Consider the following 16,857-nt stretch of genomic DNA (forward strand, 5'->3'; position numbering starts at 1 on the left):
AACACAAAGCTTCAGGCTTTTTATAGTGTTATGCGTTGGATTAGAGATATACTAAGGCTAATGTCGTTGTTTAGCCGGGTCTATGAGATGAAAAAAACGAAAGTAGTCACCACCGAAGAAATATTGCTCACCCTCTGCCAGTCTGTTACTCAGGTATTAGCTGCCGCTGGCAACGATAAAGTTGCTTATTCACCTATGGTGCAAAAAATCCAGAAAACCTGCTTACGTCCTGATCTGGGTTGTTTTGTATTATTTGACGGTGGTTTCTCTGGTTTAGTCATTATCAATTTTACATCGCAGGCCGCGATGGAAATTTACCGCAAGTATATGATGAGCATGGGCATGCCAGAATCTGAACTGGCGAATTTCCATACGTCAGACGAAGTCAGTAATGTGATGGGCGAACTGATGAATCAAATCGTTGGTGACTTCACTAACAGAGTCCGTATGGAGCTGCAAACCTCTATTAATCAAAGCCAGCCTAAAATGATGGCGATTAATAAACAAGTGCAAATCATGATCAATACCCAGTTGGATCAGCCTCAGGCTCGCCGGGTCACCTTCAGTACACCAAACCACGCTATTTTTTATATGGAATTGTCGATGGATAAAACTGAATTTATTCAGTTGCATGATTTTGTACCGGCACAAGATGAAAATCCGGACGATATTATTGCCAATACCAACGCAGCTGAAGCAGAAGCGGTTGAGGTGTTAACCTCGGATGCGGATGATGATTTCCTGAAAAATCTGGGACTGTAACTCTATCGACTGCCGTTAACGATTTAAGCTAACGGCAGTTTTATCCTGAAACTGGCACCACCTAAAGGACTTTCTCCCACCTCAATACTGGCCTGATGCCATTCCAGCACCCGGCATACGATAGCCAGCCCTAAACCAAAACCACCAAAACCTTTTTGCCTGCTTGGGTCTAATCTGACAAAAGGTTTCAGAATTTCAGATCGCTGCTCCAATGCGATGCCTGGACCGTCGTCTTCTACTGAAATTTCAATCGCCTTCTGGCTAGTAGCTAAACTAAGTATCACCTTGTCACGAGCGAATCGTTTTGCATTCACCAATAAATTTTGCACCGCCCTTTCCAGATAATGCCCATCACAGACATAAACGCAACAAGGCCCGGCTTGTAGCTCGATGGCAGCGCCGGGTAGAGGTGATAGCTTTTCTACTAAGTTTTGTAACAACTCAGATAAGTCGACCTGTTGCAGTTTCAGTTGAGGTTGAGTCGACTCCAGTCGCGCATAGTCCAGCATTTCATCGACTAATTGCTCCAGCTCTTTGACATCATTTAGCATCAATTGTTTTTCGTCTATTGGCAAAGCAGATAACTCCAAAGCAAAACTCAAGCGCGCTAAGGGCGTACGTAATTCATGCGAGACCGCCTGAGTCATTTCACGCTGCAAACCGAGCAGGCGCTGAATTTGTTGCCGCATCTGTTCAAAACTGAGTGCAATAGGGGCAATAAAAGAACGAGCAGGGACGGCGGCAACCCCATTTGGGTTCGATAATTGTTGCCTGAGCATTTGAATATCGCGGGCGACAGGCCAAAGCCATAGCCAAACCGCCACAGCTAATAAGCCCAAAAATAGCAGGCTAAACCAATAGGAAGGTACTGTACTTTCGGTTAAATCAGCAGGTCCAAGTTGCCATAACTCGCCTTGCTGCATAGCATAAAAGAACACCTGATCTGTGGTAAACAGAGGCACGACCTGACCAGCTTTTAGCGCAGCCAGTTCAGTTTCAGACCATAAAATGCTGCCAGCGGGCAATAAGGTGGCTTCCAGAACAGAGGATAATTTCGCTTGGGGTAAAGACTGAGTACGCAATTGGCCTGCCAGATTGTCAGCGACTAACAACACCCATGGCGGCACCTGGCTTTGGGTTTCCTGCCAAATACGCTCTACAGTCCAGCCCACCCCTATCAGTACAAGTGAAATAAACAAATAAAAATGCAGGAATAGCCTGGACACTATCTAGGACCCAGAGTGATAGGAGTTGCAGCGCGACGACAAGCGCATCAAACTGCAATCACATAGTTGTCTTCTGTGATTGGGCAGGGACTCTCGGCTATCAGAGCACACAGTCAACAAAGCTGCAGCTCCAAGTGAGAAGTATTTATTCGTTCCAGGCATCAGCAACAAACAAGTATCCCTTACCCCACACCGTTTTAATCCGGAAAGGTGTTTCCGCATTGTCATTCAGCTTACGCCGTAAATGCGACACTCTGACATCAACAGTGCGATCCAGACCATCATACTCACGGCCAATAATTTGTTTATGGATGGCTTCACGTTTGACTGTTTGGCCAGCATGTTTAGCCAGCATCCATAACAAATCAAATTCATAACTGGTCAACTCCACCATTTCGCCGGCAAAGTGAGCTTCACGGGCACTGTTATTCAACTTGAGTTTGCCAAAACTAAGTTCCTGATTTTCAGTTTTTTGCGCAGGGCTGCCTCGTCTTAACAAAGCGTGCACCCGTGCCAGCAATACACGAGGTTCAACAGGTTTAATCACATAATCATCAGCGCCTAACTCTAAACCCAGCACCTGATCAATATCCCCTTGTTTGGCTGTTAACATCAGAATAGGAGCGGTAAACCAAGGGCGAATAGTACGGCAAATAGTAAAACCATCCATACCTGGTAACATCAAATCCAGGATCACCAGATCAGGCAGCCAGGTCTGACAAATTGCTGGGACTGTATCACCGCGGCTTTCCAACCGGACTTCAAAACCTTGTTGCTGTAAAAAACTCTGCACTAAAGCAGCCAAACGGGCATCATCTTCAACCAATAAGATTCTTTGCATCAGAACACACTCCAGGGAGCCACCAGACGTCGTCTTTTTTCCGGCTGACGGCTTAATACAATTAACTCTTTCTGCAACAACACTTGCGTGTCATTTTGCAATCTGACTTCCGTTTTACCCGGCCAGCTCAACAGTTGTTGCCACTGCCCTTGCTGTGCCTGTTGCCAACACTGCATTTTCTCTTGTGCAAAATACAGACATACATTTTCCGCTTTGTTACTGCTCCAACTGACGCTGAGCTGAGCTTCACACTGTTGGTCTGGTGTTGCAGAAACGCAAAAAGCCGGACTTACAGACCAGCATAATTCAGCCCTGCATTCAGGGGGTTGGGCGGTTACCAGCAATATATTACCGGCGAATAACAGCCCTAGCATTCCCAATCCTTACGTCAATAAAAGCGATAACTCATACCTACAAACCAGGTCTGCACTGAATCATCCTGCACTAACGGGCTATCCGTCATGGCATCATCCAGATGCAGATATCTATAAAAAGTAAGCACAGACCAACGTGAAGTCAGAGCCTTCTGCCAGCCTAAACGTAATTCAGGTTGCCAGCTCGCTCTACCCTGATAACGCTCCAGGTAATACAGCTCATCTTCACCCACACCATAATAGGTATCGATCAGTTTGGCACTTTTCCAGTACAAGCTGGTACTCAGATCAAACTGACCACCAGCCAGAGGCCAAAACCTTGACCAACTCAGACTGGCATTCTGGCCTTCATACTTTGAGTTGACGTCTTGCCACAGGTTCAGCCTGCTTTGCCATTGCTCGCCAAACCAGTTGAATTGCAATCCAGCATCCACAGCAGTAGGTCTTTTCTTCACATGCTCAACTGAAACCCTGCTCATCGACCTTTCAGCACCCGTTTCAACTTCAGGAGGTAAAAAAGATCCGGAGCTGTTCATGGTGATCACATTGCCAGCAAACCAGCGTTGAAAGTAGCCTTTTTCAGAGTTCAGTCTCATCACCAGACTAACAGCAAATTGATCATTTTGCGCAAGGCTGTAACCCACTGTACCATTATCAATAAACCAGGTGTCTGTGTAGTAACTAAAGTCAGGCAAAAGCAGCATAGGGAAGCTTTCACCATCGTAAAGAGGGTTACTGCGTTGTCCTGCGCCTAAAGCGACAGACAACTGAAATTGTTCAGACTCTACGCAACCGTCTTCGTCGCTGGAGCATGCCAAAGCGGCACTGCTACCAAAAAAGCAGGTGAGAAAAAGCCAAACTACTGATTTCATCGACACATTACCCATACTATGAATGCCGCATACTTTAACAGTTAATGCAAAACAGCTTAAGTAAAGTTAACAACTTCGCACAAATTGCCGCATCCAATCACAACCCAACCAGGCGAGAAGATGGGATCCATAGCTTAACAAAATACGTATTTAAACCGGATAATGAGGTACTTAGAGTGTCCTTTGAAAAGGATCCCTGGCGTCAATTTAATGCTATGATGCCCATTATAAATAAGAATAAAAAAGCCAGTGACTGTAGTAGTAACTAAGAGCTAACGTAGGGGCAGGGTTTACCCCAGCCCGTCTCGCAGATAAAGCTATGTTAGGGCGATAAGAGAAAGAGTCCCCAACATACATAGTTGTCCTATGCGATTGGGGCGAAGCTCTTTATTGTAAAAGCGGGCAGTCAACGCAGCTGCAGCTTCAAGAAAGAAGGGTGTTACCCAAATTAATTGGAGTTGCGGCAAGGCGACAAGAGAAAGAGACCCCATGAACATAGGTGTTCTATGCGATTGGGGCGAGAGAGCGCAGTCAACGCAGCTGCAGCTTCAAGAAAGAAGGGTATATGAAGTCAACAAATCAGCCAGGAATAGCCCCGATGACACCGATGAAAGGAAAAGCGACCTCTTTTGATATCGCTTATCTGGCCGGCGTATCGCAATCCACAGTTTCACGTGCATTGCGTGACAGCCCGGCGGTTAATCAGGAAACCAAAGACAAAATTTTTGCCATCGCCAAACAGCTGAATTACAAAGTGGATAAAAACGCCAGTAATTTACGTAAGCAGACGACTGGTACTTTGGCGCTTTTGTTGTTTGAAGACCCTACTGTAGACGAGTCCCAGATTAATCCATTTTTCCTTGCTATGCTCGGCAGTATTACCCGCGCCTGCAGTCAACGTGGCCACGATTTATTGGTGTCATTCCAGCAGCTAAGTAACGACTGGCATGCCGACTATGAAGACAGTAAAAAAGCTGATGGTATTATTCTGTTAGGTTATGGCGACTACAAAGATTACGAAGAAAAACTAAATACCTTATTAGCTCAACAAACCCATTTTGTCTGCTGGGGAGCTGAAGTGCATGGTCATCCTGAATTCACTATCCGTAGCAATAACCTGCAAGGTGGCAAACTAGCCGGACAACATCTGTTGCAACAAGGACGAAAACGTTTTGCTTTTATTGGTAATGCATCCGATAACAGCCCAGAGTTTTTGGCGCGTTATCAGGGCATGGTTCACGCTATACAACAAGCAGGTATAGCCGAAGACACTGTGGCTCAGCTGGATGCCATATCAACAGAACAAGCAGGCTTTGATGCGATTAACGAACTGCACGCTCAGGGTAAAAGCTTTGATGCGCTGTTTTGTGCCAGTGATTTGATTGCGATTGGTGCTATTCGTGCCTTGCAGAAAAAAGGCCTGAAAGTACCTGAGGATGTCGCTGTAGTAGGTTTTGACGATATTCCTGTTGCTTCATTTTCCTCACCAGCTTTAACCACTATTCAACAAAATACCTCTTTGGCTGGTGAAATGCTGGTGGTTAACTTATTAAAATTGATTAACCATCAAGCCGTAGAACTGACTGAAATTCAGCCAAAAATTATTGTCCGCCAATCTAGTGGTGCTGCAGAGCGTTAAGCTGCAGCCCAGGTTCCTTTAATGAAGATATCCAACAAAGCTTTGCATCCACGCAACAAGCACCAGCAGCCTTATGATTTTGCCGCCCTCTGTGCCGCAGTTCCTGCACTCACTGCTTTTGTCCGCGACAATGGCTATGGCACGCTTTCGATCGATTTTGCTAATCCGGCAGCAGTTAAAACCCTGAATCAAGCCCTGTTAAAGCACATGTACTCTGTAGAGCACTGGCAACTGCCTGATGGCTTTTTATGCCCTGCGGTACCAGGTCGGGTTGATTATCTGCATTATCTGGCAGACCTGTTAGCTTTACTAAATAAAAATAAAATTCCGACCGGTAGCAAAGTGCAGCTGCTGGATACAGGCTGCGGTGCCAATCTGATCTATCCTTTGCTGGCGCAAGCTGAATACGGCTGGAAAGTCACAGCCTCTGAATTAGACCCGCAAGCTATGGCTGCAGCTCAGCTTTTGATCACCCAAAATCAGCTGCAACATAAAATCGCTTTGCGTCAGCAACACAACTCAGCACATATTTTTCACGGCATTATTCAGCCTGATGATTTGTTTGACCTGACCCTGTGTAACCCGCCTTTTCATAGTTCAGCTGAACAGGCGTTGGCAGGCAGTGAACGCAAAGCACGAAATCTTGGGCAAAAAAGCACAGAGCTGAACTTTGCTGGCCGTTCGCATGAGCTTTGGTGTGATGGTGGTGAAGCTTCCTTTATCCGCCTTATGATCGAAGAAAGTCAGAGTTATGCGCAACAAGTGTTGTGGTTTAGCAGTCTGGTGTCAAAACAAGAGAACCTGCCTGCATTGCAGCAGCAACTGAATAAACTTGGGGCACAACACCAACTGCTTGAAATGCAACAAGGCAATAAACAGAGCCGGATATTAGCCTGGAGTTTTATGCCGGACAAACAGCGCCAGCTCTGGGCTCAATTTCGGTGGCAAAAGAAATAACAACAGCAGAAACAGTAAAGGTGCTTCTGACCTGTCCATCGCTAAACAAGGCCAGAAGCGGGAGAGCTCTTACTTAAACATTTATTTGGACGCTAAGCGGCGTGTTTTGACTCGCAGCACATACAAAGCGGCAATAATCCAGCTAACACCACCTATCACCAGCGCATATATAGCTTGTTTCTCAAACAGATGATTCACCAGCGAACCCAAAATGCTGGCCGCTAATAACTGCGGTAACACGATAAAGATATTAAATATCCCCATGTACACCCCCATCTTATTGGCAGGCAGGCTGTCGGCTAATAAAGCGTAAGGCAGAGATAAAATCGATGCCCACGCCATGCCTACACCAATCATAGGGATCCACAACATCATAGGATCTTCTATCCACATAAAACCAAATAAACCAAAAGCGCCACACACCAGGTTAAAACTGTGCGTGAGCTGGATACTGGACTTGCGTACCATAATAGGGATTAACAAGGCTGCAATAGCGGCAAAACCATTGTAAATTGCAAACAAAATGCCGACCCAATCTGCGCCTTCGTTATAAGCGGCTGAGGTGGTATCGCTGCTGCCATAATGAGTGGCAGTGACAGCGGCTGTGGTATAAATCCATAATGAAAACAACGCAAACCAGGAGAAAAATTGCACTACAGCTAAACGCCGCATAGTGATAGGCATGCTGTACAAATCATCGATGATCTGCACCAACATAGTGTAGTTTTCTTTGGTTTTGTACCAGCTGGTCAGCCATTGCAATAAACCAAAAGCAGCTAAACCGCCGCCAAGAATATACAGCTGTTTGTCCATATCCCAGTTGTACACAACCGTCAGACAGATAATACCGACCAACACAAAAGCCCAGCCACGGTGGAAATAGGTTTTACCTGAACCTGCAGGTTGCATAGCTGGCGCCTGATGATTTGGCTCGGCCAGTTCAGCTTTTTCATATTCAGCCAGTTCAGCAGGGCTGTATTCCTTGCTGCGGATCACAGTCCAAAGTACCGCCAGCAGCAATACAGCGCCGCCGACATAAAATGAATATTTCACTGAGTCAGGGATTTGGCCTTCAGGCGCTGTATTGGCAACCTCAAACCAGTTGGTCAGGATCCAGGGCAAAGCAGATGCTATAACTGCGCCCACGCCAATAAAGAAGCTTTGCATTGAAAAGCCCATAGGGCGTTGTTTGGCATTTAAATTGTCGCCAACAAAAGCACGGAATGGCTCCATAGTCACGTTAATAGCAGCGTCTAAAATCCACAACATACCAGCAGCAATCCACAAGCCAGGCGAGTTGGGCATAAAAAATAAAGCTAAGGTAGTGACTATAGCGCCATAGAGGAAAAACGGCCGACGACGGCCCAGCCTAGTCCAGGTTTTGTCACTAAAGTGGCCTATCAAAGGCTGCACTAATAAACCTGTTAAAGGGGCTGCAATCCAAAGAATTGGGATTTCATCAATACTGGCACCCAGCGTCTGGAAAATCCGGCTGACGTTACCATTTTGCAGAGCAAAACCAAACTGGATCCCCAGGAATCCAAAACACATATTCCAGATTTGCCAAAAACTGAGATTGGGCTTTTGTTGCATATCGTTGTCCTGTTGAGTCCGGCGGCTTTATTGAGGAATAAATCCATCAACCAGCCACTCTTGAATAAAATACGGGTTCGATCTCAGGTGAAGCACTTTGGCTTTTGGTCTGCTGACCTTTACCCTGCGATCTGCATGCAGTCTATCTATGCTGCACATTCTTTTGTAGGGTGCCCGATTAGAACAGCGATACATGCTGCACAACAAGATGAATACGTATTCAGGTCAGGCCCTGAACTGCTTTTATCCAGCAGTACTTGCCTTACTATGCCCTGCCTTACAGAAAAGTAAAAGGACGCTAAAAAGCGTCCTTTGATTTGCGTCCGGTTTGTTACCAGATTTTGACCCGAACCGCATCGTCGCGGTACATACCATCACCAGGTTTTACATCAAAAGTCTGATAAAACTCAGGCATATTCGACAGCACACCCAGCACACGGTACATGCCTGGTGAATGAGGTCCGGTGATCACTTGCTGACGTAAAGACGCGTCACGGAACTTAATACGCCATACCTGAGACCAGCCCATAAAGAAGCGCTGATCGCCGCTGAAGCCATCAATCACAGCAGCAGGTTTACCTTGCAGTGAAGTCTGGTAGGCTTTAAAGGCAACAGTTAAACCACCTAAGTCAGCAATGTTTTCACCTAAACCTAAAGCGCCCTGTAGTTTTAAATCATCAATAGGGTTAAAGGCACTGTACTGGTCAATCATCAGCTGAGCACGTTTCTGGAACTGCTCTGCATCTGTCGGCTGCCACCAATCGGTTAAGTTACCATTGCCATCCGAGCGGCGGCCCTGATCGTCAAAACCATGGGTAATTTCGTGGCCAATCACACCCCCAATGGCACCGTAGTTGACTGCATCATCGGCATCAACGTTAAAAAACGGTGGCTGCAGAATAGCGGCAGGGAATACGATTTCGTTCATTGTTGAGCTGTAGTAAGCATTGACAGTTTGTGGTGTCATACCCCATTCAGTGCGATCCACCGGCTTGCCTAGTTTAGCCACCATGCGGTCGAACTCACATTGGCTGCTGCGCTGCATATTGCCAACCAAATCACCGGCTTTTACTTCTAAACAGCTGTAGTCACGCCACACATCTGGGTAGCCAATTTTAGCGTTAAATTTGGTCAGTTTTTCCTGAGCCGCTTTTTTCGTTTCCGGGCTCATCCACTCCAGCCCATCAATAGCTTGTTTAAAAGCGACCCTCATGTTTTTAATCAACTGATCCATGCGTTCTTTGGCTTCAGGCTTGAAGTGACGTTCCACATAAATCTTGCCAAGCATAAAGCCCAAAGACTCTTCCAGCGCAGCTACAGCACGCTTTTCACGATCACGCTGAGCTTCTAAGCCAGATAAAGTTTTGCCATAAAATTCAAAACTGGCCTGATCAAAGCTGCTGGCTAACAACTGGCTGTTCGCACGAACCAGATGGAATTTTAAGTAAGTTTGCCAGTCTGCAACCGGAATTTCGCTTTGCAGTTTGGCGAAAGCTGTCAGGTAAGTCGGTTGACGTACTACTACGTCTTTTACATCAGCAAGTTTAGCTGCGCCCAATAAAGCGGCCCAATCAAAACCCGGAGCGGTTTCAGCAAGTTGTGCCAAAGTTAGCTTATTATAAGTAGCAGTGCGATCGCGGTTTTGTACACGGCTCCACTGTGCAGTCGCCAGTTTAGTTTCAATTGCGTACACAGTTGCTGCCACTTTGGCTGGGTCAGTCCAACCTGCCAGTTCGGCTACTTTACTGATATAAGCCTGATACTTTTGCTGGATTTCTTTCGACTTTTCATCGCTATTCAGATAGTAGTCGCGATCCGGCATACCTAAACCCGACTGGTTCGCCAGCGTAATGTATTGATCGGAGGCTTTCTGATCCTGGCCAACAAATAACACCACAGGAGTACCGGTACGCTCTGCCTGCAATTCACCCCAAAGTTTTGCTAGGTCAGCATGAGAGGTGACAGCATCCACTTTAGTAAATTCAGCTTTCAGCGGTTCCAGCCCCAAAGAATCCAGTGTGGCTGTATCCATATAAGAGCGGTAGAAGTCGGAAATTTTCTGGATATCTGTGCCTGGCTCTGCAGTTTTTGCGGCCAGTTCCTGCACTATAGCTAGTACTTGTTTATCGGCGTTTTCACGCAGTTCGTCAAAGCTGCCCCAACGGCCTTTATCCGCCGGAATTTCAGTTTTAGCCAGCCAGTTGCCGTTTACATAACGGAAAAAGTCCTGTTGAGGCTTTACGCTGGTGTCCATATTAGACAGCTCAACACCTGAGGTTAAGGTCTTCACTTCAGCCACAGCTGCAGGTGGAGTTTCAGTGGTTTGAGTTGGAGTTTGGGCTTTATCACAGCCTGCCAGTGCAAAAAGTACAGCAAGGGCCAGAGTAGATTTATTTAACATTATTGTTCCTGGAGTTGATTTTAGTTATTAGTTTTTACGCAAAACCAGTGTAAAGAAAAGAAGGGTATTGTCCAGTTTTTAGATTTTGACTGCGACTAGTGGTAATACTGACCAGACAAATGTCGGCTTTATTAATTGTTAAGGCGTCAACCAGGAGTCAGGTTTCCAGGCCTTCAGCAATTTGACTGGTCACCTGAACCAGCCATGGTCTGTCTTGCTCAATAGCAGGTAAATCAAGTTCAGCAATCACAGCGTGAGCCAGTTGCTCTAAGTTTTTTTGTAAGGCGAGTGACAAATGATTGTCCGGGTCTGTCACTAAACCTAAAACAGTGAACCAAAGTACACGCAGATCGGCCAAAGCTTTGCTTTGCTCCAATTCAGAAGCTTGGGCTGTCATTTCCAACTGATACAAGACGCGACGAAACACCTGAGCTTCAAGAGCTTTGGTGTTCGACGCTAAAAGGCGGGTAGTTCGATACAGATCCAGTGGGCTGCGCATCAGACCGGCTTAATTGAACAAACTCAGCAGAGAGCGGGCGCCTTGATCTTTGTTGCCTATGCCCATGGTTTGCTGCTTTAACTGCTGACGGGTTTCCTCTGCCTGTTTTAACAATGCAGCTCTGCTTTCCTCATCTGGTGCAGCCCGGGCTGAGTTACGGCCGCCAGTGCGCTCAGATTCCAGACTGTTAGCCGCCTTACTGACAGCTGTGGCCGTTTCTAACTGTGCTTTGAGTTTTTTATCTTCTTTTGCTAAACGTTCAGAGCTTTCGTTAACTGATTTTTCGGCCGAAGTAAGAGCACTGGTTTTGCCTTCTTTGCCATTTAACAACTCACGGGCTTCTGCCGCTGAACCAATTTTCTCTGGTAAACCAAGGCGTTTATCCAGTTTACTGCTGCCCAGTTCAGACTGGCTGCCATAACTATTAATAGTCACCTTGGTGCTGTCTTTATCTGTCAGTAAATTAACACCTTTACCAGCATCAGCGCCTTTATAGCTGGCCCCTTCCAGTGACTTCTCAATACCAGAACGTAAAGCTGAGTACTCTTTCTGTAATTTCTCGCGTTGTGGTGCAGCTAACGAATCATCTGCCAGCTTAGTCGCAACATCCCGCACCTTCACCAATGAGTCTTTAATATCAGTAGTGGCAGCCTGCGCGCTTTCCACAGCACCTTTGCCTTTGGCCAGGCTTTGCTGCACAGCAGAATAATCTTTAGCCGAATTACGGCCAGGGCTAAATTCCAGTTCTGCTTTTTTGCTGGTAGATGCTGAAGTACTGCTAGTGCCGGAAGTCGCACCTGAACTGGGTGCAGCTGCAGGATTTACTGTTGGTGTTGACGGAATAAAACCCGGGCTGACATTGTTGATCATTACAAACTCCATCTGATCTGGCGACCAGAAATTAAACTACTTACTAGTTTAACCTTATGGCGCTGTTTCGCCAGTTAAATACGGCTATTTTATCGTCAGAGATCCGCCTTAGGCAGTTTTCCGTTAAAGTGGTTGTTTTGATTACAGGGCGTCTTATGCAGCAACTACTACTGATTTACGATGGGGATTGCCCTTTTTGCCGCAACTTTGTTGCTGCACAACGGTTGCAACAGCAGTTTGGCGAACTGACGCTACTGAACGCGCGGGACTTGCCTGAACAAGCCCCACTATTGTTGGCCGAACTGCAGCATCAGAACTTGATCGTCAATCAAAGCATGTTGTTGCGGGTGGATGGGCGCTGGTTAAAAGGTGCAGAGGTGCTGCAATTACTGGCCTCACTCAATGAAAGCAACTGGCGCAACAAGCTCTGGTTGTACTGGTTTCAATCAGCACGCCGTGCCCGCTTTAGCTATCCTTTGCTGCGGGCCGGCCGTAATGTGTTGCTAAAACTGCTGAAAATTCCGCCTTTACCTTATTGAAGTTATAGTTTCAATTGCAGCATCAGACTGCCACGAGCAGGCAATTCCAGCTTGCCTTTGGTACTGATGTTTTTCCCTGTCAACAGATCGGTAAAACGCGCATTGGTTGGCATCAACTCTGAGTAGCGGTTTAAATCCACAGTTTTGGCTTCGGCATTTTTATTAAAAAACACCCAAACCTGTGTCTTACCCTGATAACGGGCGTAACTATAGACGCCATCTACAGGGCTGAAATGTTTCATCTGCCCTTGCTGCAACACAGTGTTGTTTTTGCGATAGTTGGCCAGTGTTTTTACCAGTTGTTGGGCCTGCTGTTGAGCTTTACTTAAACCTTTACCAGTAAAGGCATTGACAGTATCACCTGCCCAACCGCCAGGAAAATCACTGCGCACCAAACCATCGTCGCGCTGCTTCGGGCTTTGTTTCAGAATTTCGGTGCCATAATACAGCTGCGGAATACGAGGCGCCGTCAGCAGATAAATCATCGCCATCTGATACAAATCTCTGTCTTCATTTAATAATGAGAATATCCGCGCTGTATCGTGATTGCCTTCAAACAAGACTAAGTTGGTTGGGTCCGGATAGATCACATCGTTACCCAAAGCCTCATAGAGTTTGACCCAACCTTTATCCCAGGCTTCCTCTTCGGTCAGCGCCGCCAGCAAGGCGTAATAAAGCGGAAAATCCATCATGCTGGGTGTGGAAGACTGATAACCGTCTGAGTTTTGTTTGCCTTTCTGCCAATACGACACTACAACAGGGTTTGCACTCCACTCTTCGCCGACAATATTAAAATTCGGGTATTCGGTCATCAGGCGCTTCGACCATTGGGTCAAAAAGTCTTTGTCAGCATAAGAGTAGGTATCTTCACGAATACCGGATAAGTTCGCGTACTCCACCCACCAGACTGAGTTCTGGATCAGATAAGTCGCTAACAGTGGATGGCGCTGATTTAAATCCGGCATGCTGTCAACAAACCAGCCATCAACAAAAGCTTTGGCGTCGATTTTGGCGGCATAAGGATCCTGCACTGTAGTACGGGCATGGTTGGTCGGATGGAAACTGGAGTTGTAATTCAACCAGCTTTTTTCTGGCAAGTCTTTTAACCACCAATGGTTCGAGCCTATGTGATTTACTACGATGTCCTGAATCACACCGATCCCCAGTTTATTTGCTTCCAACACAAAGTTTTTATAGTCGCTGTTGCTGCCAAAACGTGGATCGATGTTGTACAGATCAGTAGCAGCATAGCCATGGTAAGAATAAGATGGGCCATTATTTTCGGTTAATGGCTGAGGCCAGATTTGTGTAACGCCCAGTTGTTGCAGATAAGGCAAAGCCTGCTGCATACCGGCAATATCCCCGCCATGGCGGCCACCTGGAGCTGCTCTGTTTAACCCTTCAGTTAAACCTTTCACTTCGTCATTGGTGGCATCGCCGTTTACAAAACGGTCTGGAGTGATCAGGTAAATTAAATCTTTTTGGCTAAACCCCTGACGCTGTGCAGAACCTTGCTGGCGAGCTAATAAGCTGTAGTTATGCTTGGCGACGACCTTGCCATTTTGCCTGAACGACAACTCAAAATTGCCGGGTTTCACATCAGGGCTTAGCTCTAAATCTACAAAAAGGTAATTGGGGTTTTCTACTTTTTGCAGCCCTGTAACTTTTACTCCTGGATAACTCAGCACCACTTGAGCCTGCTGAATATCCTTGGCATGCACCATCAGCTGCAGCTTAGGCTCTTTCATACCAGCCCACCAAAAGGCAGGCTCCAGATGTTCGATTTTAGCCGCATGCGCCACAGGAACCAGTAATGCCAGACTCAGCAGTGCTGCCTTTATTGGATGAATAGTTGTCATTGCAGCACCACCTTCAGTTTGGCCTGATCCCAATTCAGCTTCAGCCTCACTTGCTGTTTAGTTTGATCAAACCATGCTGTCCCTGCTGTCAGCTCTGCTTCAGAGCTGACCCATTTCAAGGTTTTGCCATTCACCAGCACTTCTGCGGGTTTAGCCAATTGATGCACAACCAATGTGACTTCACGCTGTTTTGGCATACCGGTGTAACCTAAACCGGTGCGGTTCAACTCCAGTGTCAGGCTGCTATTTGCCTTAGCATTAAAAGTCAGCAACTCATACTGGCCGCTTTTTAACGAATCCGGCGATACACCATCATCTTCATACATCTGGCCTTTGGCTGTGCTCACTGATGAGTCATGGTAATAATGCAGCTCCAACTGACGGCTGCTGTAGTCTTTTAAACTTTGCACAGCGCTCACCATAGGCACAAAAGAGCCAGCCCGCACCAGCACAGGCAAGGTGGTTAAATCGGTTGGCTGCTGAACAGTTTGCCCACCTTGATAGACTTTGTCTGTCCAGTAATCCAGCCAGACGCCTTGAGGTAATTGCACAGCTACAGACTTCACGCCAGCAGCTGTAACAGGCGTCACTAAAAAGGCATCGCCCCATAAGTAGCTGTCTTTGTTAGCGATTAAGCTGGTGTCCGCTTCATTTTCAAAAAATAGCGGCCGCATTAATGGCATACCTGTAGTGCTGTTTTGATAAGCCAAGCTGTAGTTGTACGGGAATAAACGGTAACGTAATTTCACATACTCACGCAGGATATCTTTGGTTTCTTTGTCGTGCAGTACAGGCTCTGGCGCTATTTGCTCCTGAGCATGAGGCCGGTACACAGGCTGGAATACACCATACTGCAACCAACGAATATACATTTCTTTATCAAACACCTCACCACCGGCAAAACCACCTAAATCTGAGTGGGTATAGGCCATACCTAATAAGCCCATTTGCAGCGACAACTCCACCTGAGGTTTTAAACCATCCCAGCTGCGACTGACATCACCTGTCCATGGGATCATGCCAAAACGTTGTGAACCGGCAAAACCAGAGCGCATCATAATCATAGGCCGTTGTGCTGGTTGCTGTTTCAAGCGATTTTGATACACCAGCTCAGCCCAACGATGACCATAAGCATTATGGATTTCATCTGCTGTGCCTACGCTATGAATCGCATCAGAGGGATGTACTTCAGGCTCGCCTAAATCGCCCCACCAGCCTGCCACACCATAGTCCGCCAACTCGTTATAAATACCTTCAAACCAGTGGGTGCCCTCTTTCGAGAACACATCGACCAGACCAGTGTTACCAAAATAAAAATCGAAGGTTTTAGGCTTACCCGCTAAATCTTTGGCTAAAGCTTTGGCTTTGACCGCTTCATCCCAACGGGTAGAAGTGCTTAATACAAAAGGCTCGGTGATTAATACTGTGTTGACGCCTTTGGCTTTAAAGTCGCTGATCATGCCCTTAGGATTTGGAAAGGCTTTTTTATCCCAGGCTAAGTTGCCCATATGCCCCTGAATATCTGGCCCAAACCAATATAAATCCAGTACTACAGCGTCCAGTGGGAAGTCTTCTGCAGCAAATTTATTCACTATGGCGCGGGTTTCTGCTTCAGTGTGATAACCAAAACGTGAAGCAAAATTACCAAAGGCCCAACGGGGTGGCAGCGGCTGTTTGCCAGTGACAGTCACATATTGCTCTATTAGAGCCGGATAAGTTGCTGCCGCCATCACTATGTAAGACGTACGGCCAGCCACTGCTTCGAATTGCAAAACATCTTTTTCTGTTTTACCTAAGTCGACAAAACCACTGGCGCTGTTATCAAACAGCACCAGATATTTTTTGCTCGACATGACAGCAGGCAAACCAAAATACATCTGCTGCGCTTCGGTGGTATAGCCATAACTGGCTTTGTTATATAACGGCAAACGCTGACCGCGTCTATCCATGCCGACAACGCGCTCGCCTGTACCTAACAACTTTTCGTCGTCCTGCAGCTGAAAGCGAAAACCACGCAGAGTTTCATGGGCAAAAAAACCTTGTTCCTCGGCCAATACCAGCTCATTACCACGGTAATAACTTAACTGAAAAGGTGCTTTACTGATCCGAACTTTAAGATCTGTAGTGGCAAATTCAAGCAGCTGTGGCTGCTCAGTCAGAGTAGCTGCAAGCTGTTGTTCTGGCGCAGCCAAAGCAAAAGACGGCAGCTGTTTCATACCGACTTTCTGGTACACAACTTCAACTGCGCTTTTGCTTTTAAAACTCAGGGATACGGTATATTCATCGGTTTGAAGTTGTAGCTTGTTGTCCTGCAGCTGATGTGACTGATAAGTAGCAGCCTGCGTAACAGTACTTACCAGCACCAGCACAAAAGTCAGGCAAATAAGAAATGGTCTCATATAAAAATCCTATCTAAAGCCAAACC

At 46.5% G+C, this 16,857-nt stretch carries 14 protein-coding genes; 4 read left to right on the plus strand and 10 right to left on the minus strand.

Annotated features, from left to right (window positions below; translation table 11 throughout):
• Positions 1–87 precede the first annotated feature (87 nt).
• The gene (locus OM978_RS19345; protein WP_264344006.1) at positions 88–762 is read left to right on the plus strand and encodes a DUF3334 family protein; all 675 of its coding nucleotides are present in this window, start codon (positions 88–90) and stop codon (positions 760–762) included.
• Positions 763–785: 23 nt separating this feature from the next.
• On the opposite strand, the gene OM978_RS19350 is transcribed toward OM978_RS19345, so the two are convergent.
• The 4 genes from OM978_RS19350 to OM978_RS19365 all read right to left on the minus strand — a co-directional run bounded on the left by OM978_RS19350 (position 786) and on the right by OM978_RS19365 (position 4,075).
• Positions 786–1,961, minus strand: a complete 1,176-nt coding sequence (locus tag OM978_RS19350) for an ATP-binding protein (protein ID WP_264344008.1) — start codon at positions 1,959–1,961, stop codon at positions 786–788.
• Between the two features lie 172 nt (positions 1,962–2,133).
• Positions 2,134–2,829, minus strand: coding sequence for a winged helix-turn-helix domain-containing protein (locus tag OM978_RS19355; protein WP_264344009.1), 696 nt, complete (start codon positions 2,827–2,829; stop codon positions 2,134–2,136).
• Positions 2,829–3,203, minus strand: coding sequence for a DUF3019 domain-containing protein (locus OM978_RS19360; protein WP_264344010.1), 375 nt, complete (start codon positions 3,201–3,203; stop codon positions 2,829–2,831). Before OM978_RS19360 ends, OM978_RS19355 begins: the two co-directional genes overlap by 1 nt.
• A 14-nt stretch (positions 3,204–3,217) precedes the next feature.
• A complete protein-coding gene (locus OM978_RS19365; RefSeq protein WP_264344011.1) occupies positions 3,218–4,075 on the minus strand; it encodes a MipA/OmpV family protein in 858 nt (285 codons plus the stop codon).
• A gap of 598 nt (positions 4,076–4,673) precedes the next feature.
• On the opposite strand from OM978_RS19365, the gene OM978_RS19370 reads away from it, so the two are divergent.
• Both OM978_RS19370 and rlmF read left to right on the plus strand, forming a co-directional pair.
• Positions 4,674–5,714, plus strand: a complete 1,041-nt coding sequence (locus tag OM978_RS19370) for a LacI family DNA-binding transcriptional regulator (RefSeq protein ID WP_264344012.1) — start codon at positions 4,674–4,676, stop codon at positions 5,712–5,714.
• Positions 5,715–5,735: 21 nt separating this feature from the next.
• Positions 5,736–6,671, plus strand: a complete 936-nt coding sequence (rlmF, locus tag OM978_RS19375; protein WP_264344013.1) for a 23S rRNA (adenine(1618)-N(6))-methyltransferase RlmF — start codon at positions 5,736–5,738, stop codon at positions 6,669–6,671.
• 81 nt (positions 6,672–6,752) lie between these two features.
• Here the strand turns inward: rlmF and OM978_RS19380 are convergent, their stop codons facing one another.
• The 4 genes from OM978_RS19380 to OM978_RS19395 all read right to left on the minus strand — a co-directional run bounded on the left by OM978_RS19380 (position 6,753) and on the right by OM978_RS19395 (position 12,034).
• Complete coding sequence (locus OM978_RS19380) at positions 6,753–8,264, minus strand: MFS transporter (RefSeq protein WP_264344014.1); 1,512 nt, start codon at positions 8,262–8,264, stop codon at positions 6,753–6,755.
• Positions 8,265–8,595: 331 nt separating this feature from the next.
• Complete coding sequence (locus OM978_RS19385) at positions 8,596–10,665, minus strand: M13 family metallopeptidase (protein ID WP_264344015.1); 2,070 nt, start codon at positions 10,663–10,665, stop codon at positions 8,596–8,598.
• Between the two features lie 157 nt (positions 10,666–10,822).
• Positions 10,823–11,164: a flagellar biosynthesis regulator FlaF gene (locus OM978_RS19390; protein WP_264344017.1), complete on the minus strand. Its 342-nt coding sequence runs from the start codon at positions 11,162–11,164 to the stop codon at positions 10,823–10,825.
• 9 nt (positions 11,165–11,173) lie between these two features.
• Positions 11,174–12,034, minus strand: coding sequence for a hypothetical protein (locus OM978_RS19395; RefSeq protein WP_264344018.1), 861 nt, complete (start codon positions 12,032–12,034; stop codon positions 11,174–11,176).
• A gap of 155 nt (positions 12,035–12,189) precedes the next feature.
• On the opposite strand from OM978_RS19395, the gene OM978_RS19400 reads away from it, so the two are divergent.
• On the plus strand, positions 12,190–12,573 hold the full coding sequence (locus OM978_RS19400; RefSeq protein ID WP_264344019.1) for a DUF393 domain-containing protein: 384 nt from the start codon (positions 12,190–12,192) through the stop codon (positions 12,571–12,573).
• Between the two features lie 2 nt (positions 12,574–12,575).
• Here the strand turns inward: OM978_RS19400 and OM978_RS19405 are convergent, their stop codons facing one another.
• Together OM978_RS19405 and OM978_RS19410 are read right to left on the minus strand one after the other, a co-directional pair.
• Entirely contained in the window at positions 12,576–14,432 is a 1,857-nt protein-coding gene (locus tag OM978_RS19405) for a glycoside hydrolase family 13 protein (RefSeq protein ID WP_264344020.1), read from the minus strand.
• On the minus strand, positions 14,429–16,831 hold the full coding sequence (locus OM978_RS19410; RefSeq protein WP_264344022.1) for a TIM-barrel domain-containing protein: 2,403 nt from the start codon (positions 16,829–16,831) through the stop codon (positions 14,429–14,431). The genes OM978_RS19405 and OM978_RS19410 overlap by 4 nt, the downstream gene beginning before the upstream one ends.
• Positions 16,832–16,857 lie beyond the last annotated feature (26 nt).

Origin of the sequence: Rheinheimera sp. MM224, assembly GCF_947090785.1 — a bacterium.
In the GTDB taxonomy this organism is placed as follows: Bacteria; Pseudomonadota; Gammaproteobacteria; order Enterobacterales; family Alteromonadaceae; genus Pararheinheimera.

Coding starts and splice junctions, on each gene's coding strand:
- OM978_RS19345 (WP_264344006.1), top strand. CDS start 88: ATGAAAAAAACGAAAGTAGTCACCACCGAAGAAATATTGCTCACCCTC.
- OM978_RS19355 (WP_264344009.1), bottom strand. CDS start 2,829: ATGCAAAGAATCTTATTGGTTGAAGATGATGCCCGTTTGGCTGCTTTA.
- OM978_RS19360 (WP_264344010.1), bottom strand. CDS start 3,203: ATGCTAGGGCTGTTATTCGCCGGTAATATATTGCTGGTAACCGCCCAA.
- OM978_RS19365 (WP_264344011.1), bottom strand. CDS start 4,075: ATGAAATCAGTAGTTTGGCTTTTTCTCACCTGCTTTTTTGGTAGCAGT.
- OM978_RS19370 (WP_264344012.1), top strand. CDS start 4,674: ATGACACCGATGAAAGGAAAAGCGACCTCTTTTGATATCGCTTATCTG.
- rlmF (WP_264344013.1), top strand. CDS start 5,736: ATGAAGATATCCAACAAAGCTTTGCATCCACGCAACAAGCACCAGCAG.
- OM978_RS19380 (WP_264344014.1), bottom strand. CDS start 8,264: ATGCAACAAAAGCCCAATCTCAGTTTTTGGCAAATCTGGAATATGTGT.
- OM978_RS19385 (WP_264344015.1), bottom strand. CDS start 10,665: ATGTTAAATAAATCTACTCTGGCCCTTGCTGTACTTTTTGCACTGGCA.
- OM978_RS19390 (WP_264344017.1), bottom strand. CDS start 11,164: ATGCGCAGCCCACTGGATCTGTATCGAACTACCCGCCTTTTAGCGTCG.
- OM978_RS19395 (WP_264344018.1), bottom strand. CDS start 12,034: ATGATCAACAATGTCAGCCCGGGTTTTATTCCGTCAACACCAACAGTA.
- OM978_RS19400 (WP_264344019.1), top strand. CDS start 12,190: ATGCAGCAACTACTACTGATTTACGATGGGGATTGCCCTTTTTGCCGC.
- OM978_RS19405 (WP_264344020.1), bottom strand. CDS start 14,432: ATGACAACTATTCATCCAATAAAGGCAGCACTGCTGAGTCTGGCATTA.
- OM978_RS19410 (WP_264344022.1), bottom strand. CDS start 16,831: ATGAGACCATTTCTTATTTGCCTGACTTTTGTGCTGGTGCTGGTAAGT.